This window comes from Tengunoibacter tsumagoiensis, assembly GCF_003967535.1.
GTDB lineage: Bacteria > Chloroflexota > Ktedonobacteria > Ktedonobacterales > Ktedonobacteraceae > Tengunoibacter > Tengunoibacter tsumagoiensis.
On the sequence record NZ_BIFR01000001.1, the window covers coordinates 1,194,569 to 1,216,724 of the forward strand.

21 protein-coding genes are annotated in these 22,156 nt (G+C 50.6%); 14 read left to right on the top strand and 7 right to left on the bottom strand.

What is annotated here, in order from left to right; translation table 11 throughout:
* Positions 1–392: 392 nt before the first annotated feature.
* From EL628_RS04735 to EL628_RS04780, 10 genes are all read left to right on the top strand, one after another.
* Positions 393–1,049 (top strand): CpXC domain-containing protein, encoded by a 657-nt coding sequence (locus tag EL628_RS04735; RefSeq protein WP_161975276.1) that lies wholly within the window; start codon positions 393–395, stop codon positions 1,047–1,049.
* Between the two features lie 4 nt (positions 1,050–1,053).
* Positions 1,054–1,539, top strand: a complete 486-nt coding sequence (locus tag EL628_RS04740; protein ID WP_126578703.1) for a MogA/MoaB family molybdenum cofactor biosynthesis protein — start codon at positions 1,054–1,056, stop codon at positions 1,537–1,539.
* A 20-nt stretch (positions 1,540–1,559) separates the two neighbouring features.
* On the top strand, positions 1,560–2,444 hold the full coding sequence (locus EL628_RS04745; protein ID WP_126578705.1) for a WD40 repeat domain-containing protein: 885 nt from the start codon (positions 1,560–1,562) through the stop codon (positions 2,442–2,444).
* A 232-nt stretch (positions 2,445–2,676) separates the two neighbouring features.
* Positions 2,677–3,105, top strand: coding sequence for a hypothetical protein (locus EL628_RS04750; protein ID WP_126578707.1), 429 nt, complete (start codon positions 2,677–2,679; stop codon positions 3,103–3,105).
* Positions 3,106–3,529: 424 nt separating this feature from the next.
* Positions 3,530–4,450 (top strand): phosphate ABC transporter substrate-binding protein, encoded by a 921-nt coding sequence (locus EL628_RS04755; protein WP_126578709.1) that lies wholly within the window; start codon positions 3,530–3,532, stop codon positions 4,448–4,450.
* Positions 4,451–4,603: 153 nt separating this feature from the next.
* A complete protein-coding gene (pstC, locus tag EL628_RS04760) occupies positions 4,604–5,599 on the top strand; it encodes a phosphate ABC transporter permease subunit PstC (protein WP_126578711.1) in 996 nt (331 codons plus the stop codon).
* Positions 5,596–6,531: a phosphate ABC transporter permease PstA gene (pstA, locus tag EL628_RS04765; protein WP_126578713.1), complete on the top strand. Its 936-nt coding sequence runs from the start codon at positions 5,596–5,598 to the stop codon at positions 6,529–6,531. The genes pstC and pstA overlap by 4 nt, the downstream gene beginning before the upstream one ends.
* A gap of 72 nt (positions 6,532–6,603) precedes the next feature.
* A complete protein-coding gene (locus EL628_RS04770; RefSeq protein ID WP_126578715.1) occupies positions 6,604–6,825 on the top strand; it encodes a hypothetical protein in 222 nt (73 codons plus the stop codon).
* Positions 6,826–6,979: 154 nt separating this feature from the next.
* Positions 6,980–7,771, top strand: coding sequence for a phosphate ABC transporter ATP-binding protein PstB (gene pstB / locus EL628_RS04775; RefSeq protein ID WP_126581871.1), 792 nt, complete (start codon positions 6,980–6,982; stop codon positions 7,769–7,771).
* Between the two features lie 24 nt (positions 7,772–7,795).
* Complete coding sequence (locus EL628_RS04780) at positions 7,796–8,533, top strand: response regulator (protein ID WP_126578717.1); 738 nt, start codon at positions 7,796–7,798, stop codon at positions 8,531–8,533.
* A gap of 7 nt (positions 8,534–8,540) precedes the next feature.
* On the opposite strand, the gene EL628_RS04785 is transcribed toward EL628_RS04780, so the two are convergent.
* Positions 8,541–9,047, bottom strand: coding sequence for an HIT family protein (locus EL628_RS04785; RefSeq protein ID WP_126578719.1), 507 nt, complete (start codon positions 9,045–9,047; stop codon positions 8,541–8,543).
* 33 nt (positions 9,048–9,080) lie between these two features.
* A complete protein-coding gene (locus EL628_RS04790; RefSeq protein ID WP_126578721.1) occupies positions 9,081–9,455 on the bottom strand; it encodes a winged helix-turn-helix transcriptional regulator in 375 nt (124 codons plus the stop codon).
* Between the two features lie 205 nt (positions 9,456–9,660).
* Here EL628_RS04790 and EL628_RS04795 point away from each other — a divergent pair, with 205 nt between their 5' ends.
* Complete coding sequence (locus EL628_RS04795; protein WP_161975277.1) at positions 9,661–10,791, top strand: ABC transporter ATP-binding protein; 1,131 nt, start codon at positions 9,661–9,663, stop codon at positions 10,789–10,791.
* Between the two features lie 176 nt (positions 10,792–10,967).
* Here the strand turns inward: EL628_RS04795 and EL628_RS04800 are convergent, their stop codons facing one another.
* The 3 genes from EL628_RS04800 to EL628_RS04810 form a co-directional block, all read right to left on the bottom strand.
* On the bottom strand, positions 10,968–11,462 hold the full coding sequence (locus EL628_RS04800) for a hypothetical protein (RefSeq protein WP_126578725.1): 495 nt from the start codon (positions 11,460–11,462) through the stop codon (positions 10,968–10,970).
* 262 nt (positions 11,463–11,724) lie between these two features.
* Positions 11,725–12,996 (bottom strand): transcription termination factor Rho, encoded by a 1,272-nt coding sequence (rho, locus tag EL628_RS04805; RefSeq protein WP_218028868.1) that lies wholly within the window; start codon positions 12,994–12,996, stop codon positions 11,725–11,727.
* Positions 12,997–13,302: 306 nt separating this feature from the next.
* On the bottom strand, positions 13,303–13,818 hold the full coding sequence (locus EL628_RS04810) for a hypothetical protein (protein WP_126578728.1): 516 nt from the start codon (positions 13,816–13,818) through the stop codon (positions 13,303–13,305).
* A 531-nt stretch (positions 13,819–14,349) separates the two neighbouring features.
* On the opposite strand from EL628_RS04810, the gene EL628_RS04815 reads away from it, so the two are divergent.
* The 3 genes from EL628_RS04815 to EL628_RS04825 all read left to right on the top strand — a co-directional run bounded on the left by EL628_RS04815 (position 14,350) and on the right by EL628_RS04825 (position 18,368).
* Positions 14,350–14,769 carry a hypothetical protein gene (locus EL628_RS04815; protein WP_126578730.1) on the top strand — a complete coding sequence of 140 codons (420 nt, stop codon included), beginning with the start codon at positions 14,350–14,352 and terminating at the stop codon, positions 14,767–14,769.
* 1,034 nt (positions 14,770–15,803) lie between these two features.
* Positions 15,804–16,283, top strand: a complete 480-nt coding sequence (locus EL628_RS04820; protein WP_126578732.1) for an FtsB family cell division protein — start codon at positions 15,804–15,806, stop codon at positions 16,281–16,283.
* 861 nt (positions 16,284–17,144) lie between these two features.
* On the top strand, positions 17,145–18,368 hold the full coding sequence (locus EL628_RS04825; protein WP_126578734.1) for a M20 family metallopeptidase: 1,224 nt from the start codon (positions 17,145–17,147) through the stop codon (positions 18,366–18,368).
* Positions 18,369–18,440: 72 nt separating this feature from the next.
* Here the strand turns inward: EL628_RS04825 and EL628_RS04830 are convergent, their stop codons facing one another.
* Positions 18,441–21,059 carry an NYN domain-containing protein gene (locus tag EL628_RS04830; protein WP_126578736.1) on the bottom strand — a complete coding sequence of 873 codons (2,619 nt, stop codon included), beginning with the start codon at positions 21,057–21,059 and terminating at the stop codon, positions 18,441–18,443.
* 281 nt (positions 21,060–21,340) lie between these two features.
* Positions 21,341–22,108, bottom strand: coding sequence for a CDP-alcohol phosphatidyltransferase family protein (locus tag EL628_RS04835; RefSeq protein WP_126578738.1), 768 nt, complete (start codon positions 22,106–22,108; stop codon positions 21,341–21,343).
* Positions 22,109–22,156: the final 48 nt, after the last annotated feature.

A 22,156-nucleotide genomic window follows, 5' to 3' on the forward strand; every position in this document is an offset into this window, starting at 1 on the left:
GAACACTCTCTATAGGCAAGGTTCTTCCTATTCAGCTTCGCTCAGGCGGTCTAGGAGCACTTTAAGGTTGAGGGGAACGCCGTGTTCAAGTGTCTTGGGAAGCCCATAGCTAGCCAGTTTCTCACAGAGCGCGTGTATAAGTGGCTGTAGCTCACGTAGACGCAGTGCCTGTTTTGCTCATTGCCTTTTGTTCAAGAACTGAAATGTTCTGCATGATTGCAGCTAAAGACTGCAAAGATTGGCCTTCAATATGGTATACTGATAGACAGGGTAGCTCATAAAAGATCATCTGGTCGAGGTGGGCTCGGCCAATAACCTCAATGATCAAGCAACTGATTACAAATGAACAGCGTCAATTAGTGAAAGCGGAAAGTTCAACAAAGAATTTGTCTATGTCTCGTTCGACCACACATACCTTCACCTGTCCCTGTGGAGAGGTGTTTAGCTGTAAAACTTATGAATATATCAACATCGCGCAGGAACCACGGTTGCGTTATGTTGTTCTGGCTGGCCTGATTAATGTCTCGGTCTGCCCCAACTGCGGGCGGCGAGCGGCCATCGCCACGCCCTTCATCTACTCCGATCCCGATCACAATCTGCTGGCGTACGTCCATCCTCGTTCTGATGCTCCCGAAGATGCTCGCCTGCTGATCCTCGAGAAACTGCGCGAAGTGTATAAAGATGCTGCCACTGTGCGTATGATGCAGGACGAGGAGAGCGATGAGGAGAATGGGGGCAGGCAGGTAGATATCACGCCAGCCCAGGCACGCGAGCTTCCTCCCTTACAGGTTGTGTTTGGATTGGATCAGCTCAATGAACTGATCAACGGCATCCTCACCCAGGATGAGAAATTGGGACGGATCGCTCTGAACACTCAGAGCCGTAATGAGGCCGAACGGGGCCAGTTCCACGATATCCTGCGTAAACTTGCCAGTGAGATGGACTGTTGTATCGAAGTCGAGGATCTGCCAGACGAATATACTGTCTGGTTGTATGGATCGCGCCGCCAGATCAGTGCCTTTATGCGAGAGCTGGCCCCTAAAGGGTAAAAAAATGATAAGAGTCGGCATCCTGACAATCAGCGATGGAGCTTTCTGGGGCCAGCGAGAGGACCTGAGTGGTCAGGTCATGCGAGAGCTGGCCATTCAGTTGCCCGATGCAGAGATTACGATCAGCAAGATCGTGCCCGACGAGCAAGAGGAGATAGCCGCAGTGCTACGTCAGTGGAGCGATCAGCAGAAATTACATCTCATTCTTACCACTGGCGGTACAGGACTGGCTCCGCGAGATGTCACCCCTGAGGCTACGAAGTCCGTTCTGGAGCGTGAGGCTCCTGGTATTGCAGAGGCGCTGCGCTCGATGAGCCTGCACTACACAAAGATGGCGATGCTCTCACGAGGAGTGGCTGGCGTGCGAGGGCGCACCCTGATTATCAACATGCCTGGTAGCCCGAAAGCTGTGCGTGAATATCTGGAGTACCTGCTAGAGGTTCTGCCCCATGGCATTAATTTATTGATCGAGGGCCCCAGAGAGCATTAGCGAGTGCAGGATGATGTTACATGGTCATTACTCGGTATCACGGCCATAGCGATCATATTTTTGCCCTGGCCTGGTCGCCAGATGGGCGAACCGTTGCTTCGGGGAGCCGTGATCGGACCGTACGGATCTGGGACCCCAGCAGCGGCGAGACCCTCATAGTATTTGCGGAACATCCCCGCTATCTCCTCTCTCTGGCCTGGTCTCCCGATGGTCAGCGGATCGCCTCAGGTTGTACAGGTGGTATCGTTCATATCTGGCAGCCTATGACAGGCCATAAGCTCCTCACCTTTCCCCATCATGTCCGTTTTATTCGCAGCGTTAGCTGGTCTCCAATGGGAGATTATGTGGCATCCGGTGGTGAATATGGAGATAGTACCGTCCAGATCTGGCAGAGCACCACTGGTGAAATGCAGACAATACATCGTAGCCAATACCGTATCTTTGCCGCCCCCTGGTCGCCAACCAGTAACCTCATAGCATCTGGTAGCTTTGATACCACCGTTCAGATCTGGAACCCCTTGAGTGGAGAGCTCTATACCACCTATCGAGGGCATAGTGGCCCGGTATATGCTGTTGCCTGGCTTCCTCAGAGTCGTTTGCTCGTCTCAGCCGGACATGATAAGACCGTCCATATCTGGTCCGCTGAGATCGGCGAGACCCACTTCATCTACCATGGCCATAGCGATGTGATTAAAACTCTGGCCTGCTCCCCAGATGGAGCGTCGATAGCCTCCGCCGGAAATGATCGGACCATCCAGATCTGGTCAGCTCAGACGGGTCAGCTTGTGGCAACCTATCGAGATCACCATACCTGGGTCAGAGCAGTAGCCTGGTCCCCCGATGGAAAATGGATCGCCTCCGCCAGCGACAAAGTCGTACATATCTGGCCCAATCCCTCTCAGTAGCATAAACAGACAGGTAACCTTTACGACCATATGTTTTATCCTTCTTGCAATAGCGAAGGACGCTTATCGATTGCATCTATTTGGGGAAGCGAATCGTGTAAAGGGAGTGTTAGCCAGTGGGATAGGTGGTGTCGATGAATACCAGGTGGAACATGTGGAGAGGGCTGGTGGAAAGAGGCGGAAGATAGAGAAATAGCATGAATATCGAGAGCGAACTCGAAAGGAGAAACATATGACAACATATCAGATACCTCTCGTAGTCGGTGTCTTTCCCGATACGCAAACCGCTAAGAATGCAGTAGATGCCTTGCGTAGTGCAGGCTTTAAATATGATCAGGTGGGTGTTGCAATGCGAACAGAGAATCAGGAACTGCATAATTTGCAGCAGGACCTGGTGAACCTGGGTGTCGCTGAAGATCGTGCCGATCACTTTGATGAAGAGTATAAAGCTGGTCACGTCGTCGTCTCCGTCCGACCCGATGGTCGTGAGCGCGAAGCACGCGAGATCCTGGATAGCCAGGGGGCAGCAGAGCTTGAGGGAAGCAACATCCAGTCTCAGCCCTCAATGCCGGCAGCTATGCAGACACAGCAGCAAGATTCGGCGGCAGACATGCAGGCACAGCAGCAAGATCCGGCAGCTTTATCTCAACAGGAAAGCTAAGTCGAACAATCATAGAGAGAACACCAGAACATCTTCTAAGAGCATGTAAAAGAGCATCTCCTGGAAGATGTTCTGATATTATTAAAGATCCCATTCTTGTTTAACAAGAGCGTACCATTATCAGCATATGTCTTTCTGATCTGTCTAAACACATTGTGTACCAGCAATTGGGATAAAAGGAGAGAAGTGAGCGGCTTCACAAGCGGGCTTGTTAAGTTCAGATTAACAACATTTAACAGAGGGCACCTATCCCCAGGGAAAGTTTAACGTCCAGTTAACATATCCATAAAGCATAGTTAATTTGGCAGTGCTATCTTATGAGTGCGACGCAAATAGATGCGGAGAACAAATAGACCAATATCACTTCTGGCATCTATCGAAATAATATTTTTGAGATCCATATACAGGAGAGTTAGGAGACCATATGTTAAACAAATGGCGCATTGGCTTCGTTTGTGCTGCCTTCGCTGCGCTCAGCGTATTTGCAACTGCTTGTGGTGCGAGCACTGGTGCTGACACGACCGCAACCCCAACCCCAACCCCAGCCCCTGCTAAGGCTGTTTGTACAACTGGCGCCCCGGTTCTGGCCGCTGGTTCAACTGCTCTGCAGCCACTGGCTCAGGATGTTGCCACCGAGTATCAGAAGCAGTGCGCTGGCACCAGCATCACCGTCAACGGTGGTGGTAGCAGCACCGGTCTGGCAAATGCCTCTAATGGTAGCGCCCAGATTGGTGACTCAGACGTCTTTGCTGATGCAACCAAATATCCTGGCCTGGTCGATCATAAAGTCGCCGTTGTGGTCTTCGCTATTCTGATCAACGACAAAGTTACCGGCGTAACCAACCTGACCTCTGATCAGTTGAAGGGCATCTACACCGGAACCATCACCAACTGGAAAGAGGTTGGCGGACCTGATCTGAAGATCGTTGCTGTCAGCCGCTCTGCCAGCTCTGGCACCCGTCAGACATTTGAGAAGTTCATCATTCAGACCAAAGAGAACAATACTGCTGGTATTACTGCTGCCAGCTCTGGTGATGTTGCTAACGCTGTAAAACAGACAGACGGCGCAATTGCTTACGACACCACTGACTTCGCCATCAACAACAGTCTGACCACGATTAAAATCGACGGTGCAGAGAACAGCGATGCGAACGTTAAAACCGACAAATACAAGTTCTGGGGCTTCGAGCACATGTACACCAAAGGCGAGGCCACTGGTCTGGTTAAGAGCTACATCGACTATATCTCAAGCACCGGTGCAGACAGCTTCCGCAAAACCCGCCACTTTGTGAACGTTGCGGATCTGACCCCTGCTGCTGTAACTGCAAAGACCCCTGCTGCCTAGTCCAGTCATTCAGGCAGACAGAGATTAGCAGACAGAGATTACTATATAGACTTCGCATGAAACTGCATACGGGCCTCGATGCGACCCTCTTAAGGGGTCCATCGAGGACTGTATGTGAGAAGAGGTAGAGACCAGGGTAGGAAGGAGTGTTCCATGGCAGATAGCACAACGCGTGCGGATCTCCAGGAAGAGAGACAGCGATGGGGAGCAGGGCTCTCCAAACAATCGAGTTATGTCAGACGGACACGTCTGGCTGATCGAATTGCGAATAATATCTTCTTAATCTGTGCCATTTTGATCGTTGTTATCATTCTGGCCGTTTTTATTTTTGTCGGCATCAATGGTTTTCAGATGTTTAATCTGGACCCACATTCCAAAAATTTCTTAACCAGTGCAGTCTGGGATCCACAAGGGAATAAGGGCCCTACCAGCTATGGTATGCTTGGCTTTATTCTGGGCTCGGTCGTGACAACAGCCTTAGCCGTCATCATCTCTACTCCACTGGCCTTTGGCATGGCCCTGTTTATGACAGAGGTAACGCCCAAATGGTTGGAGAATATTCTCCGCCCATTGTTAGAGATTTTTACAGGTATGCCCTCGGTTATCATTGGTTTTCTGGCGCTGGTCTCCATAACCCCGATTCTCAGGGATGCCTTTGGTAAGAACTCACCCATTCCTGCGATTGGTGGCTATGGCTGGGCAGCCGCAGTTATTGTTCTTATCATCATGATCTTACCAACCATCATTAGCGTCTCCATTGACGCGCTACGAGCGGTCCCGAGCAGTGTACGAGAAGCCAGTCTGGCTCTAGGCTCAAGCCGCTGGCAGATGATGCGCAATGCAGTGCTTCCTGCGGCCTCGACGGGCCTGGCCACAGCTGTGGTGCTGGGGATGACGCGTGCGATTGGTGAGGCGCTGGCGGTGAGCATGGTCCTGAAAGGGAACGCGGATTTACCAAAGAACCTGTTTAGCCTCTCTGCCTTCTTTCAGCCCAACATTAACATGACCCTTCCGATTGTGCTGAACTTTCCAGATGCATCTGGTGCAGAGCGCGATGCCTACTTTATGGTGGGTTTCCTGTTGCTGGTCATTTCGTTCCTCTTCGTATGTATCAGCCGCTATCTGGCCAGTAGGAGTGTATACAAATGATGCAGCAGGCTACACAATCACAAGCAGCTGATAAGCAGCAACGAATAGCTGGACTTGAGAGGCTTGTCAAGCGTTTACATACAAGTAACAGTATAGCTGTGACCATCCTATCGATCGTTACAGGCCTGGTCGTGCTGGGTTTTATCTCTATCATCGTGAAACTGCTGTTGGATGGTCTGCCTTATCTGATCAACCCGGACTTTCTCGTTGGTCAGGGTGTAGGTGCTGTTGGAGCGCAGATCTTTAACACCCTCTACATTCTTGTCTTCGCGGAGATCCTCCTGATCCCCATCTCACTTGCAGCGGCGATCTACCTGATTGAGTATGCTCCTCAGGGAAAGCTTGTGCAAGCGATCCATTTTGCAGCGGATACATTGAATGGTGTGCCATCCATTGTGCTGGGTCTGTTTGGCTTTGCCTTCTTTGCCGTCTACTTAGGACATACATTTGGCTTTAACATTAGCCGCCTTGCAGGTGCTTTGACCCTGCTCTGTCTAAACTTTCCGATTGCCCTGCGTCTGTTTGAGGACGCCCTAACCTCCGTCTCACGCGAGATGCGCGAGGGTGGACTGGCCCTTGGTTCCACAAAATGGCATACGATTCGCACAGTTGTCCTGCCATCGGCTCTTCCTGGGATCGTCACCGGCATCGTATTGACGGCTGGTAAGATCATTGGCGAGTCAGCGGCACTGGTCTTCACCATGGGTTCTACCAACCCCTTAAATTCGTTTACGCTGAATCCCTTGATCTCCAGCGACACCTTAACTGTGCATATCTGGTACCTGAAAACATCTGGCGGCGGCCTGCCATACAATGTACAAAACGCTATCTCAGCTGGTTCTTCAGCACTATTGATTGTTCTGTTACTGGTGATTAACCTTCTTGCCCGTCTGGTGGGTCGTATTATTCAACGTCGTGTGACGTCTGCATAGTAATTAAAGAATTGTAGCGGTGTTCTTCGCAAATAGTATGATGAGACCTGAAGAAACGAGGTTGGTACTGTTATGAATGTTGCATTGAATGGCTCAATTGAGACAATGACTGTGCCTGAGGGTGCCAACATTTACTCTCGCAAAGTCGCCCGTAGTGGCCACATCTCTTACGAGGGACGTCCCTACTTTATTAGTAAGGCCCTCGCCGGGCGCTATATCCGCCTGATTGTCCTGGCAGATCGCTTGATCGTCGATGCGTCGATTCCATTGCATAAAGAGTATACACTTGTATAAAATGGTGACAGGAAGTAGTAAGGCGATCGTATAAGGAGGCCTAATGGAGCCACGGATTAAGAATCCACAGGTTACTTCTCAGTCGCAGACGAAGGTTCCGACCACTCAGCCAGAGTCGTCGTCGAGCCAGAATGTGTCGGCGGAAGCAGCTCATATGGGGGAGTTCGACCCCACAAAAACATTAAATGCACGTGCAGGTTCGATTATCGATGTGCGCAATGCCAATTTCTTTTATGGTGCAAAGCAGGCGTTGTATGATGTCTCGCTCCCGGTTCGTGAGCGGCAGGTCACGGCGCTGATTGGACCATCTGGTTGTGGTAAATCAACCTTCTTGCGCACCCTGAACCGAATGAATGATCTAATCCCTGGAACGCGCATCGAGGGCGAGGCTTTATTCGATGGGATCAACATCTATGATAAAAAGACAGACGTTGTTCTGCTGCGCCAGCGTATTGGCATGGTTTTCCAGCGTCCCAATCCATTTCCAAAATCTATCTTTGAGAATGTAGCGTATGGACTCAAAGTACAGGGACGTCCAGCGAAAGAGATCAAAGAGCGTGTTGAATATAGCCTGCGCGGAGCGGCACTCTGGGATGAAGTCAAGGATCGTTTGAACGCCTCGGCTCTTGGCCTCTCGGGTGGACAGCAGCAGAGACTCTGTATTGCTCGCGCCCTGGCCGTCCAGCCAGAGGTTCTGCTCATGGACGAGCCCTGTTCGGCGCTTGACCCCATTGCCACGCTCAAGATTGAGGAGCTCATCACTGATCTGGTGAAGGACTACACCATCGTCATCGTCACTCACAATATGCAGCAGGCCTCGCGCGTCTCCCACTTCACAGGCTTCTTCCTGAGCGGGAAACTGATCGAAGTCTCGCCAACGGTCGACCTGTTTGAGCGTCCACGTCGAAAAGAGACGGAAGACTATATCAGCGGACGTTTCGGTTGATCGTTAGCGAAGCAGGAGGCTACTGTGGCACGCAAAATATTAGTGGTTGATGACGAAGTCGTCCTGGTAGAGATGATTGCATATAATCTTGAGCAGGCGGGGTATCAGGTCATCACAGCGGGGGATGGAGTAAGTGCTTTGGAGATTGCGCGCAGAGAAACTCCTGAGCTGATCATTCTAGATATTATGTTACCGGGTATGGATGGTCTGGAGATCTGTCGTCAACTGAGGCGAGAGGGAAACACGGCCACGGTCCCAATCATCATGCTGACTGCTAAGGGCGATGAGATCGACAAAGTGGTGGGCCTGGAGGTTGGAGCCGACGATTATGTGACCAAACCATTTGGGCGGCGCGAGCTGCTCGCACGTGTGCGAGCCCTGCTGCGCCGCACCAACAATCCAACCGCCGATGAGAACGTGCAGCCCGTGGATAATGGGTATCAAGAGGTGCGACCAGTCAATCGGGATATCCTGGCGGGTCCACTGCGCATTGACCTGGCGGGTCGGCGGGTTATCCTGCGTGGACAGACGCTGGAATTACAGCCCAAGCAGTTCGATCTGTTGACATATCTTGTACGCAATCGAGGAACAGTGCTGACACGTGATCAGCTTCTGCATAACGTCTGGGGCTATGATTATGCAGGTGATACACGAACGGTCGATGTGCATGTACGCTGGCTTCGCGAGAAGCTTGAAGAAGATCCCGCTAACCCCAAGCTCATTCAGACCGTCCGCGGCGTCGGGTATGTCTTTCGCTGGTGAGTCAACTTTAGTGACCTGGCGCTGTCTTTGTTGCTTCCAGTGCGGCCAGGAGCTTCTGATAGACCGTATCCAGATGCTCTGGCATCACTTTTATATCAGCCAGAACAGGCATAAAATTGGTATCGCCGTTCCAGCGTGGCACAATATGGAAGTGAATATGTTCTGCAAAGCCTGCTCCAGCCACCTTCCCCTGATTAAAACCCATATTGAAGCCATCGGGGTTCATTGCGTGTTTGATGGCCTTGATAGCCCACTGAGACTGTGCCATCAACTCTGTAAGCGTCTCCAGAGGAAGCTCCTGGAGGGCACCACAATGTTCGTAGGGTGCAATCATGAGATGCCCATTGTTGTAAGGGTACAGATTGAGCATCATAAAGCAGCGTTCGCCGCGATAGAGAATATGGTACTTCTCGTCCTCATTGGCGGCTGGCTGAGTACAAAAAATGCAGCCTGGTGCAGTGGGTGTCTTTGGTTCAATAAAAGCCATGCGCCAGGGAGCCCAAAGATTTTCCATAGAAATTAGAACCTTTTGCTGAGTGGTGGGGGATTAGAGTGCGGCCTCATCCGATGCGGGGAGCTCGACCCATTGTTCGGCCCACGTATGGATTGCTTCAATCACCGGTCGCAGGGCATGCCCCTTCTCAGTTAATTGATATTCGACACGGACAGGGATCTGTGGATAGACCACCCGTTTGATAACGCCTTCAATCTCCAACTCGCGTAAGCGATCGCTTAAGACGCGGTCAGATAGCCCCTCTACCAGTGCTGTAAGCTCGCAGAAGCGGCATGGTCCTTGTAGCAGCGCATTCAGGAGCAGGCCCGTCCAGCGTTTTCCAAGCACCTGAATAGCATGTTCATAGCGAGGACAATTCTGGGCGAGAGGATTAGATGATATGATGTGTTCGCTTGGCTTCGTCGCCATGATGTAATGCCTACCATTTCTTGTTCTCCAACAGTGCCTTGATGCATGTGGAGGAGGCGACTATACGGGAATACAGTTAACTAGTATGAGCTAGTATACCATGTAACTTTGTTCTAAGGCAAGTAAGGGTACGCATAAAAAGTAAGCATGTTTTCGAATGCAATGGTGCCCATCATACGTCTGGAAGGTGAGAGAGCAGGGGAAAATGCTTGAAGTGATGCTTGATACACGGTTGAAATCATTTCATCTGGCGGTAGATTTCTCTGTCAGAGAGGGTGAGACACTGGTTCTATTGGGGGAGAGTGGGGCCGGAAAGAGTACTGTGCTACGTGCGCTGGTGGGCCTATTACAGCCTGAGCAGGGGCGGATCGTCTATAATGGCCGGATCTATCTGGATAGCCAGCGTAGAGTCTATGTACCTCCACAAGAGCGTCCCTTTGGCTATGTATTTCAAGAGTACGTGCTTTTCCCGCATCTTACTGTCTTTGAAAATGTGGCGTTTGGTTTGCGGGCACAGCATATTCCGCAGGTAGAGATCCGACGGCGTGTGAGGGAAGCGTTAGAGCAAGTCCATCTTTCCAATTATGAGACCAGACGCCCTGGACAGCTCTCAGGCGGTCAGCAGCAGCGTGTCGCTATTGCCCGAGCCCTTGTCCTACAACCACAGCTCTTGCTCCTGGATGAGCCGCTCGCGGCGCTAGATGTGCAGACACGGCGGGAAGTAAGACAGGAGCTACGACAGATCCTTCAGCAGGCTCACATTACTACTGTCATGGTCACTCATCAATATATTGAGGCACTGCTCTTCGGGCAACAGATCCTCGTCTTAGAGCAGGGCCGTATCTTGCAGCAGGGGGATCAGCAAAAGCTGCGTGAGTCTCCGCGTTCAAGCTATGTGGCTGAGTTAGTGGGTGTCAACCTGTTTATGGGGAGACTTTTAAGCTACGAAGGTTCCACCCTCTGTCGTGTTCAGCTAGCAGGTATGCAATCTTTAGAGATCATTGCCACGCTCAGAGAGGGTGTGCAACGCCTTCATCCTGGGGCCGAGATGTCTATTGTGATGTACATTGTGATTGATCCGCGCAGTATCACGCTCTATCGGCAAGCTCCTGAGAGCTCAGCTCGCAATATCTTTGCCGGTGAGATTGTGCAGCTCCTCCATCTCGGAGGAGGATCTCTGGAGAATGGGAGTGTTCGTGTTGGATTAGCCCTGGAGCAGAGTAAGATTCCTCTGACCGCAGAGATTACCGAAGCCTCCGCTCAGAGACTGGGTCTGCAAGAGGGTCAGAGGATCTACGCAACCTTTAAGGCCACCGAAGCGAGTGCGTATGTCTAAATAGTCAGAGAGTGCAACAGGGATGGATTGGGTCACGACGGACATTTGGCATCGGACCGTGGTGGTAAGAGGGTGGAATGTGTCACCACGGCCATCATGAATGATGGGCCCTACACGTTTATGCGATAAATCGCTTATGAGGTGTGATTTGTTGCATAGAGTGTAGGGGGTATCAATTATTCGTGGACGGTCTCGCTTTGCCATTGGCAGGTCTCGGGGATGCTTAGTTTGAGGGCATTGGCGAGACCATCGAGGTCGGTTACATCATCGCGATAGACGGCCCAGGCTTTTGGCTTCTGACCCGGTTCGCTGACTTGACGATAGACCGTAATGCTAATGCGCTTGCCATTGGGAAAGAACTCTTCTTTGACGCGGGTAAGCGACTGCCAGGGAAGTTCAATGGACTCACCTTTTTTGCTGCGCTTGACCAACGCTATGGGAGAGAGCGTAATTGTAAAAGGGACAGGAGCCACCAGGGTTAAATAGTATACAAAGCCAGCAATAAAAAGCACAGCAACGATCGTGCTACCCACCGCCGAAGCCCCCTGGTGAAGAGCAATCCAGAAGACGAGAGCAGTGACCGCGATCACTCCAATGACTGTCATAATGCGTTTAAAGGGGCTCAGACCAGGTCCAATAAAGACCTGTTCAGGGGCGACTGATGATGCCATACGTAATCTACTCCGTAAAAAATGAACTCGTTATTCACCTGCCTATTGTAACAAGAGGCGGCTGAGAGTGCAATGAAGATAAGGACCATGCAGGAATACCCATTCTGTTCCAGACATCGCTTCCTGCTGTCAGAAATCCACCTGCCTCTAGAGGACCGATGCAGAACTAGAACATCCCGAAGACAAATAGTAGCGCTTGCGCTCCATAGAAGCAGCAAAGAAACCCCTGCTGTATCGATGGAACGCAAGCGCTACAGAGCTACTACATAATATTCTTATTGAGGGTAGCCATAAACTCCAGGTTGTTGCTCGTCTTAGCCATATGCTGTAAGAGAGCCTCGGTCGCTTCCTGGCTTCCTTTCCCACTTTGCTGATCGGCCAGCGTTGAGAACATACGGCGCATAACCACCACAGCGCGGAGCGTCTTATCGTCGAGGAGCAGCTCCTCACGGCGCGTACTGGAGCGAGCGATATCGATGGCAGGGAACGTGCGGCGTTCTGCCAGCTTGCGATCGAGCACGAGCTCCATATTGCCGGTGCCTTTGAACTCCTCATAGATGACATCATCCATGCGGCTACCTGTATCGACCAGAGCAGTAGCAATAATCGTCAGGCTTCCACCCTCTTCAATCTTACGGGCAGCGCCGAAGAAGCGCTTGGGTGGAATCAGAGCGCTGGGATCAAGACCACCAGAGAGCGTGCGACCGCTGGGCTGAACGGCCAGATTATAGGCGCGGCTCAGACGGGTAATGCTATCTAGCAGGATCACCACATCGCGACCACTCTCCACGAGGCGTTTAGCGCGCTCCAGCACCATTTCGGCCACGCGTGTATGGGCCTCAGTGAGCTCATCGAAGGTCGAGCTAATCACCTCAGCCTTTACCGATCGCTTCATATCCGTCACCTCTTCAGGGCGCTCACCGATCAAGGCAATCATCAGGTGCACGTCGTTATAATTCTCGGTGATAGAGTTTGCGATAGACTTCAGGAGGAGGGTTTTACCAGCTTTAGGAGGAGAGACGATGAGACCACGTTGACCGCGACCGATAGGGGAGACCAGATTAATTAAGCGTCCCGAAATGTTCGAGGGGCCAGTTTCGAGATTGAACATTTCGCGAGGAAAAATTGGTGTCAACATATCGAAATGGGGCCGACGTTTCGCAATTTCCGGATCGATACCATTAATAGCTTCTACACGCAGAAGGCCATAATATTTCTCATTATCTTTGGGAGGGCGGACCTGACCAGAGACCATATCACCAGTGCGCAAGCCAAAGCGGCGAATCTGTGACTGAGAGACATAGACATCCATATTACCAGGTAAGAAGCGCTCCTGACGGAGGAAGCCAAAGCCGTCCTCGACGATCTCCAACACGCCAGCACTAAAGATATTGCCTTGCTGTTCGGTATTGGCTTGAAGAAGTCGGAAGACGAGGTCTTGTTTCTTGAGGGTGCTGTAACCGGAGAGTTCGAGGTCGCGAGCGATTTCGCGGAGCTCCGTAATTGTTTTGGTTTCTAACTCTGCTATGTTCACGTTGTGTAAGGGCGATGCAGATACTTGAGGGATACGCCCTTTCTCCTTTCTGCGTTGAGCCTGAAAGTAAAGGTGGGAAAATCTGACATCCGGGGTCTGAAAAAGACCTGGTTTTGAAAGACTGTGAGTAACAAGTGGCTTTCTGGATGAAAGTATTAAGAGGTGCCAGCCAATAAACCAAAGAGCGTGTACAGCACGACTAATCCAAGTGGGAAAGTAAGAACCTCATGGGTGGTGTAGTACATTTCTTTGGAGCTAGCAAGACTATACCACAGGCACAGTAAGATGTCAAGAGCGTATCTCTGTTTATGGCTGAGTTTGAGGATGCGATACAGCACGTGCCCCGCTCAGATTGTTAATAGTAGACCAGCCTGATGCCCGCTGTAGATCATAGAATGGGTACCAGCACTGATCGATCCACTCATTACACCAGGCGAGCGACTCTCCTAATGAGCGGTGTTCAAGCTCTCGATCAACGACATGATTGGCGTGAGGATGTTTCCAGCGACGTGGGAGAGGGGAGCCAAAACCATGTGTGTAGTGAACCAGTTCATGTGCAATGGTCGTAGTGAGCACATAGTCAGGAACCTGCGGTAATTGGAGCAGTGTATTGATGCCAATAAACGTCAACGAATTATCAACCGACAGTCGAATCAGACCCAGCCGGCTTTTCCATGGGTAGCAATAATCGATGTAGACCTCATTGACACGTGGGACATCAGAGAAATAGAGTTGCCAGATCTGATTGAGATACCAGGTAAGATTCGTTCGGCTCACCGCTGGCGGTGCAGTTAGAGTGAGCTCAGTCAGCGATGAGAGCATGCTGGGTACTCCTTAGTTTAACAGATATATTTTGTCCAGGCTTTCGCGAGCGCTCTCTTTCATTGAGTGCAATCAGCCTGTATTGGATGGATCAAAAGAGCCTTGTGAATCCAGTATACCAGTGCCTCTAGCATGCTTTTGTGCGCATATGCCATTGCAAAAAAGAATGAACATCCAGCTAAAAGCTCAAGTTCGTCAGGGGTAGGCCGATGATACAACGTAGGAGTTAACTATCGAGCGAGTCATAGATCCAGGAACAGATTTGTGAACGGCAACGCGTCTCCCTGCCTCCTCTTAAGAGGTTAGTGAGCAAAGTGGGAGGAATAAAGCTGAGAGAATGCTGTGTTTTCACAATGAGTACGAGCTCATAGAAGGTGATCGCATTAGATCATGCTTGTAAAAAGATTAGAGTTTTCTTAATCTCAGCCATATTGAGCTCAAAGTGGGGCATATGCCCCATCTTATTCTGTCCTAAATCTGGTATCCTGGACCGTATAGAGTACAGAGAGATGAGTAAAGGAGGTAAAAGTCATGAATGCAACTCTTTGTCGAACAAGGAATACAACTGATCTAGCTCTGGAGGCCTATAGTGCAACTCAGGCTGAGGATCAGTTTGCAACCGCCCCAATGGCCGTGGTTGCTCCGTTATTTCAGACCTCCAATGAAGAAGAGCTCCATACGTCATTTGAAGAGGCTATTAGTGAGCGCACGCTGGCCTTACATGGACGTTTGAGCCGTTTGAGCGATCCTGAAGTGTTAGCAATTGAACGTCAGCATCGGACTGAACCTCTTATCCAGACGATTGATGTTCATGCCTCTCTTCCCTCGCACAGGCCACGAACCTTTTTGACGGGCAAGGCACAGCAGACCCTCATGTATGGCTGCCTGGCAATGAGCTGTACCTTCTTTGGTTTTGACCTGATGGGCCTGTTGATCTTACACATGCACTAGAAAAGTCTGCCCCTTATTTTGTTCTAAATGATGATTTCTTCTGGGCATCCTCTTACCTCAACAAGGATACTCTCCTGATAAGCTACCAGGTAGGGGCCTCATGCCTCTCTCAGATATAAACCACTCTCAAGTAAGGAAAGTAGCTTGTCTCTTTCCTCTGTTTCTCCTCCGCTCTGTGAGCCCTTCCATGGCCAATGGGAACAGAGGTTATGGGGGTGTTGGCATGGTAGAGCTTCGAGATGTGGAAGGAGACAAGCGACCTTCCCTGCTTTTTTTGTCGTATTACATTCTATTTCACATATAAAATAATTTTAAGTAGGGAAAGTCGCTTGTCTCTTTCCTCTGTTCCGGTTCTACTATGTGAGCCCCTCCATGGCCAATGGGAACAGAGGTTATGGGGGTGCTGGCATGGTGGAATGGGAAATTTTGGAAGGAGACAAGCGACCTTCCCTACTTGTTTTGTCATATCAGGAATAAAAAAACATATCATATAATGTAAAGTAGGGAAAGTAGCTTGTCTCTTTCCTCTGTTCCCACTCCGCTCTGTGAGCCCTCCATAGCTCGAGTGGCCAATGGACAATGGGAACAGAGGTTATGGAGGGGCTGGCATGGTGGAGCTTCGAGATGTGGAAGGAGACAAGCGACCTTCCCTACTTGTCTTATCATATTTGGAACGAAAACATATATCATGCATTGTAAAGTAGGGAAAGTAGCTTGTCTCTTTCCTGTGTTCCTGTTCCGCTGTGTGAGCCTCTCCATAGCTCGAGTGGACAATGGACAATGGGAAAGGATGCTATGGGGGTGCTGGCATGGTGGAGCTTTGGGATTCGGAAGGAGATAGAATCTTGTGTATACCATTTGTCCTAGTGGAGAGAGACATATGCATGGAGATAGTTTGCTTGAGCATAAAATAGAAGATATGCTCTGAACATATCGTCATGTGTGAACATCGTTGCATCTTATTTTCTAGCTATATTCTAGTAATTGTTTCATATTGTTCGTCTCATTCGTATAATTAAGAGGAAGGAGTTTATGTGCAGAATAATCCCGAACATCGAAGGAAACCTTTACGACCAGCGCGTGCAAATGCCAATGTAACAGCAGCCATTGGAATGGAAGAGACAATAGGGCGTCGAAAAGCGCGGAGCCATTTTTTGTTCACCCGCACAGTATTGGGTCTCACAGCCCTTGTCTGTCTTGCCCTATTATTGGCAACGTTTGTGCAGGCCTGGTCAAACAGTGCACTACTCCAAAAAGTGCAAGATGCGCAGAGCGATTTGCAGCAGAAGCAGAGTCAACACAGCCAGCTCCAGACCGGAACCGAACACTATAAAGATCCACAGGTGATTGAGAGTGAGGCGCGACAGCGATTAGGCTACGTCAGACCAGGAGAGAAAGCCGTCATCATCGTGCCAGCAGAGGCCCCACAAACGGCTGCTAAATCCCCTGTGTCTGCGGATCAGCATAAGCAGGGGTATTGGGCAGACTGGTGGCAACTCTTCTTTGGACATTGATCCTGTAGAGCCAGAAGAGGGGGAAGAAAGTCAGCCATAGGACAGTTTTCTTGACAGCACAGGTATCATAAAAGTATAAAGTTTATAGACAGTTCATACCTGATTATTGCACGGGAATATTAAATGTATACACAACGCGTCGAAAATGTGCGATCCATGCTCATTATGCAGCTCCAGCATTGGCTGGGGCTAGCTGAGTATTTCCTTCGACAGACGCGTTTCGTAAGGTAGCTGGTTTTTACCTACAGCGGAACGCAGATCCAGCGTTCCGCTGTTTTCTTATTTTCGCGTATGTACTTTTTTTTAGATAGGTACTTTTTAAGATAGGTACTTTTTTTAGAAAGGAAGAGAAGGAATACAAAGGGTCAATTTGAGCAATGAAGCCAGTATACAAATGACAGATAGACACAGTACAGAGGAAAGCGCAAGGCAAATGGGAACAAGCGGACTTGCGTACATGCAGGCATGCTAGCATTTTTAAACAAGTCGTTGTAAATGGTCTATAGTAAAAGAATGTTGGACCCAGGACTCATTATCATCATCTCTCATCGGTGTCTCCATTCTTATGCCTGGTTGAATACATTTCTTCTGTTGGTTCAACGTTGATCCAGATGCGCCAGTCAAAAAGAGAACCTGCTGGATGCAGGAAACATGCCGTATGTATGTACTAAATAGAGCATCGTCAGAAGCTACCAAAACTTCAACCGGAGCACAACTTTCTCTCGTCATAGAGAGAACTGGTGAGACTGGTAAGTGTTTGGCAGCTTCAAAAGGGAAACGAATTGCGATGGATCGCACGAGAGAATAGCCAGACAAATACATGAGCCGCTCTGGCCCAGCAGAAGGAATGTAGGTGTTGAAATGAGCACACGGATATCCATATCACAGCAGACGCAAAAAATCTATCGAGAGCAAGAAGTTGAAGCCTATGTGCAAGCCAATCTCCAAAAATATTTACAAGAACTCACTGATCTTTGTGCCATCGATTCAGGAACATATCATCGATCGGGTGTAAATGAGGTTGCCCTTTATCTAGCTGGACGTATGCGTGGGTTAGGGATGGATGTGACTGTGTTTGAATATGAGCAATGGGGAAGCGATGTTTTAGGGGTTATTAAGGGAAGTGGGCAAGAGAAGGTATTGTTATTGGGGCATATGGATACTGTCTATCCCGTTGGGACAGCGGCAAGTCGACCGGTGCGGGTTGAGGGTGACATGGTGTATGGTCCAGGTGTCTACGATATGAAGGGCTGCGTGCTTGCGGCTATCTATGCAATTGAGGCACTGGTGACAAATGGGGAGAGGCCTTTTGGCGAGATTCGTTTTCTGTGCGTCTCAGATGAAGAGATTGGTGATCGGCATAGCAAAGAACTCATCTGGCAGCTCTGTCAGGGGGCCAATCGTGTATTGGTCTTAGAGGGGGCACGCGCCAACGGCGATCTGGTGAGTGCACGTAAGGGGGGGGCCTGGTATAAGCTAAAAGCCAGCGGGCATGCCGCTCATGCAGGAGTTGAGCCTGAGAAGGGAAGCAATGCGATTCTAGAATTAGCGCATCAGATTGTCAAATTCCAGAGCTTGCATGGTCTTCGAGAGGGTGTGACGATTAATGTTGGGCGCATTGCAGGTGGTATCGCCACCAATGTTGTGCCCGATAGTGCCGAAGTCACCATTGATCTCCGTTTTCAGACAAACGATGATCGCGCTGAGGTCGAGAGGCGCTGGAAAGAGATGATGGAGCAGACGCAGGTTGCTGGAGTGACCCTTGAATTAGAGACAGATCCAGATAATCGCGAGGCGATGGTCTGTACGCCTCAAAGTTTGCGTCTGGCTCAGACGGCTCAGGAGATTGCTCGCCATATTGGTTTTGAAGTGAATCATGCAGCTACAGGTGGTATCTCAGATGCCAACTATGCTTCTGGTTATGGTTGTCCAACCCTGGATGGTCTGGGACCTGTTGGAGGATTGGATCATAGCCCCAATGAATATATCGAATTAAATAGTATTGCACCGCGAACGGCCCTATTAGCTGGTCTCCTCTGTTCGATCGAACCAGAGCTGGAGATTATTCCATCACCAGATCTATAAGATAAGGAAGAGGTTTCTGCCACGAAACGGCCCCCTGCCAGGCTGGCAGGGGGCCGTTTCGTAGCAAAGATGCTAGCCGCGAATCTCTTCCAGAAGTGAGAGATTAACAAAGAGATCGCAGCTCTGGCGGAGGGTAGCAGACATCGCTTCATCGAAAGCGGCCACCTCAACGCGCACACCGTGGTCTGAACAATAGTCGAGCATAGGCATAAAATCGCTATCGCCACTGACCAGCACGATGCAGTCTACAGCGCCACCATCAACCAGGCGAACAACATCCATACAGAGATCCAGATCCAGATCGGCCTTTTTGGCACCACTGGAGAAAGTTTTATAGTTCTTCGTAGTGATGCGATACCCCAGACCTTTAACCGCTTGCAGGAACATCTGCTCATCGCCAGCCTGTGGGCTGGTGGGACAATAGGCATGGGCGCGAATCAGGCGACGGTTGCCGCGTAAGAAATCGAGCAGCTTGCCAAAGTCTACCGTCATACGGAGAGTACGAGCCGAATAGAGCAGATTGGCAACATCAACGAAGACGCCGACGCGCTCAGTTGAAGGGAAAGGCGGTAACGTCACCGATACATTTGTTGGTGACTGATTGGCGCGACGTAGTTCAGCTACCATACGATCAGTCTGCGTCTGGATCGACTGTGAAACGATATTTGCAAACTGTGTCATAGAGGCGGTAGAGAGCCCGTTCTCGTTCGAACGTGCTGCATAGTGTGAGCCAGTCGTACTGGTTGAGCGTTGGGCCTCGGCACGAACGCTGGTACGCCCATCGCGTGTGAAGACGCTGCCACGTGCCGGTGAAGGCTCAGGCCCCATAAAAGGTCCCGTCATATCATTGCCCTGGTTCATCTGGTTTACGGTATAGCCAGATACAATCGTATAGGCACTACTTCCATTTGGAACTTGCTGTGGCACCATTGGTGGTGTTGGAACTGGTGCAGGAGCCGCTAACAGTGGTGCTATCAATGGTGGTGTTGGGATGGCTGGCGTAGTGCTGGCAGCAGGCGCAGCAGGACGTGCATGATTGGCTGCATTCCCAACGAGAGCAGCGGCGGCAGAACTGGTGCTTGTGCGATGCCGTCTGCGTCGGCGTGTGCTTGCTTTTTGTAATTCAGAGTATTCCAATGGTGGCAGATCCTCGGGTGCAATCTCCTCAGCTTTAACGGGCTCAACAACTGGTTCAGGAGTTGGGGCCGTCTGAGGAGCAGGTGCGGCAGACTGTTCTTTATGGCTGTGGCGTTTACGTCCGGTCTCCGTAGGAGCGGGCGTAGGATGGGCTTCCGCCTGTTCAGTTGTGTTGGCTTGCTTGCGGTTGACCGGGCTAACAACTTCGACTGGTGGTGTTGTGCTTGTTGTTGAAGCTGCTGCTACAGGTGGATTCGCAATGTTCTCGTTACGGACCTGGCGTACCTCTTCAGTACGTTCACGCTGTGGTGTTGGAGCGACTACAGACGGAGCAGGCGTTGGTGCCACTGGAGACGCTGGCGTATGGAGCGTCGTTTTGCTTGGACGATCAAAGCGATAACGACGCGCAGGACGTGGAGTCTCCTGGGCAGCAGTTTCGGTTGGCGTTGGAATGGTCGGCTGCTCGGGCTGTGAAGTCTGGGCGGTCTCAGCAATCGCATCCTCTCGGATATGGCGGACTCCATGACGTGGAATACGCAAACGTGAAGCTGGACGTAACAGTGGTGAAACTGCACGCTCAACAGGCGCAGGGCGTGGCATCTCCAGTGGGGCCTGCTCTTGAGCATTGTCAGCTTGCTGATTCTCAGTGGTTGCTTTCAAGACGGCCTCCTCTGCCTGCGAAGGAGCAGCTACATCCTGCGTATCGTCAGTCTGTACAGTTTCGCTCGCCTGGATATTCAGTATATTCTCCTCAACAGAACTTGCTGCTACTTCCAGTTCGACACTACTTTCATCTGTGCCGGTAGGAGTAAGCAATGTAAAGGCTTCGACCGCAGTATCTTGCAGCGTTGCCTGGAGACGAGCTGCTTCGGCCTGTCGAAATTCCTCAATGAAATCGGTAAAGGGGCGAATCTCCTCTGCTTTATTTGTGATCAGAGGAGCATCTTCGGCGGCCTTTTCCGGTGTTTCGGTGCTGGCAGCCTCTTCAGCGTGAGCAAGCAGTTCTGGAGTCACCACCTCAGGAGCGCTCTCCTGAGCCACAGGTGTTGCAGGTTGAGCACTTTCGGGTGAGCTCTCAGATGTACTGGTTGGTAGCTCGTCAGCAGTAGTGGGCGTCTGTCCGGCTGGAACCTCTTCAGTAGTCGTTGCTGGCGAAGAGTTTGTAGACTCAGCTGTCAGCAGAGCAAGAGGGGTTTCTACCTCATTAGTTGGCAGCACCTCAGGATTGGCAGTGTCATCTTCCTGAACCTTACTTTCTGACTGATCGGAAGTTTCCGTAGTTGATGCCACTGGATGTATATGCGTTTCCTGAGTTGTCTCCTCAGCAGTATGTTGTGAGTCGGCCTCATCAGAAGAAGGAGTAGATTGTTGGACCTCAGCCTGAGCTGTCTCCAGACCCTCATTAGTGGAGGGAATTGTCGACCCTTCAGAAGAAGCAGAAGAAGCCTCTGTTGAAGGAGTAGAGGAGTCAGCCACTGAATCGGGGGCAGACGGATGCCTCACGACGGAGGTATCGACGTCGTTATGCTCGGAATGAGTATTATGCGTTGTCACTAAGATCTCCAGTTTCAGTCGCTACGAACCGGGGCGCAGTCAACTACCGTAGGGAATGTGCGACTGAAGATAGTTGGGGCGAACATGCGTTATATCCTTTTCCATCTGTCTACTGCATTGCGCTGCTGATGGGCGGAAAACAAGCCTATGTGCTTGCTTTAAGTAAATTGGCAGATCCGCCCCACCATTATCCTCGGCTGTCTTCACGCTGCGCACTTCTACACATCCCGGTTCTGTCTTGATTGTCTAGATTGATTGTTTGTTTGTTTGTGCCGTTGTGATTACTCTGGATGTACGCCACCACCCAACGGCGGTATACTGGTGGGTACTGGGCGAACGTCGGGTTCGATTGACTCGTTAATCCCTACCGTAGGCAAAGTTCGATCTCTGGTATCTTGTTGTTGGCGATAGGAGGAGTTCGTCATCTCAGCTGATTGGCGATTGGAAGAACGCCACACCGCGAGTATACGCTCCAAGGCGGTCACATATGTGAAGACAGCCAACAAAGCCAGGACCCAGATACCAGCGTTTAATAAGAGTCCAATGGCCAGTAAAATGACACGTTCCGGGCGGGCCAGGAGACCAGTTTTGCACTCAATCCCTAAGCCTTCAGCGCGAGCTTTGGTATAGCTGACCATCAATGAGCCAGACATAGCCACAAAGATGAAGAGGACCATCCACGTTTGCTCGCTAAGAGCAGGCCAGAGTGAGTCTTGTGGGCCTGGATGCTGCAACGTATAAAAGAGCAGCCCAAACAGGATGATACTTTCAGAAAAGCGGTCAAGCGTTGAATCTAGAAAAGCGCCAAAGGTTGTGGCAGCGTTTGTAGCGCGAGCCATCGCCCCGTCAAACATATCAAAGATGCCTGCAAACAGTACCAACAAGCCTCCCAAAAACAAGTATCCCTGGGCGATGACGATGGCTGTAACTACGCTTAAGAGCAGTCCAACACATGTCAACATATTGGGAGTGATCCCCAGTCGTGCTACTGGTTTGATAAGCAAGGTAACCAGGTATCTGGCTTGCTGCTGTATACGTCTGCTAAACATAATCCTATTGTACCATACTTTCACCTTACAGGACTAGCTCTTTCCTGT

What these genes read in the sequence shown, in the direction of transcription:
- EL628_RS04735 (WP_161975276.1), top strand. Translation starts at nt 393, where the DNA reads ATGTCTCGTTCGACCACACATACCTTCACCTGTCCCTGTGGAGAGGTG.
- EL628_RS04740 (WP_126578703.1), top strand. Translation starts at nt 1,054, where the DNA reads ATGATAAGAGTCGGCATCCTGACAATCAGCGATGGAGCTTTCTGGGGC.
- EL628_RS04745 (WP_126578705.1), top strand. Translation starts at nt 1,560, where the DNA reads ATGGTCATTACTCGGTATCACGGCCATAGCGATCATATTTTTGCCCTG.
- EL628_RS04750 (WP_126578707.1), top strand. Translation starts at nt 2,677, where the DNA reads ATGACAACATATCAGATACCTCTCGTAGTCGGTGTCTTTCCCGATACG.
- EL628_RS04755 (WP_126578709.1), top strand. Translation starts at nt 3,530, where the DNA reads ATGTTAAACAAATGGCGCATTGGCTTCGTTTGTGCTGCCTTCGCTGCG.
- pstC (WP_126578711.1), top strand. Translation starts at nt 4,604, where the DNA reads ATGGCAGATAGCACAACGCGTGCGGATCTCCAGGAAGAGAGACAGCGA.
- pstA (WP_126578713.1), top strand. Translation starts at nt 5,596, where the DNA reads ATGATGCAGCAGGCTACACAATCACAAGCAGCTGATAAGCAGCAACGA.
- EL628_RS04770 (WP_126578715.1), top strand. Translation starts at nt 6,604, where the DNA reads ATGAATGTTGCATTGAATGGCTCAATTGAGACAATGACTGTGCCTGAG.
- pstB (WP_126581871.1), top strand. Translation starts at nt 6,980, where the DNA reads ATGGGGGAGTTCGACCCCACAAAAACATTAAATGCACGTGCAGGTTCG.
- EL628_RS04785 (WP_126578719.1), bottom strand. Translation starts at nt 9,047, where the DNA reads ATGGAAAATCTTTGGGCTCCCTGGCGCATGGCTTTTATTGAACCAAAG.
- EL628_RS04790 (WP_126578721.1), bottom strand. Translation starts at nt 9,455, where the DNA reads ATGGCGACGAAGCCAAGCGAACACATCATATCATCTAATCCTCTCGCC.
- EL628_RS04795 (WP_161975277.1), top strand. Translation starts at nt 9,661, where the DNA reads ATGCTTGAAGTGATGCTTGATACACGGTTGAAATCATTTCATCTGGCG.
- EL628_RS04800 (WP_126578725.1), bottom strand. Translation starts at nt 11,462, where the DNA reads ATGGCATCATCAGTCGCCCCTGAACAGGTCTTTATTGGACCTGGTCTG.
- EL628_RS04810 (WP_126578728.1), bottom strand. Translation starts at nt 13,818, where the DNA reads ATGCTCTCATCGCTGACTGAGCTCACTCTAACTGCACCGCCAGCGGTG.
- EL628_RS04815 (WP_126578730.1), top strand. Translation starts at nt 14,350, where the DNA reads ATGAATGCAACTCTTTGTCGAACAAGGAATACAACTGATCTAGCTCTG.
- EL628_RS04825 (WP_126578734.1), top strand. Translation starts at nt 17,145, where the DNA reads ATGAGCACACGGATATCCATATCACAGCAGACGCAAAAAATCTATCGA.
- EL628_RS04835 (WP_126578738.1), bottom strand. Translation starts at nt 22,108, where the DNA reads ATGTTTAGCAGACGTATACAGCAGCAAGCCAGATACCTGGTTACCTTG.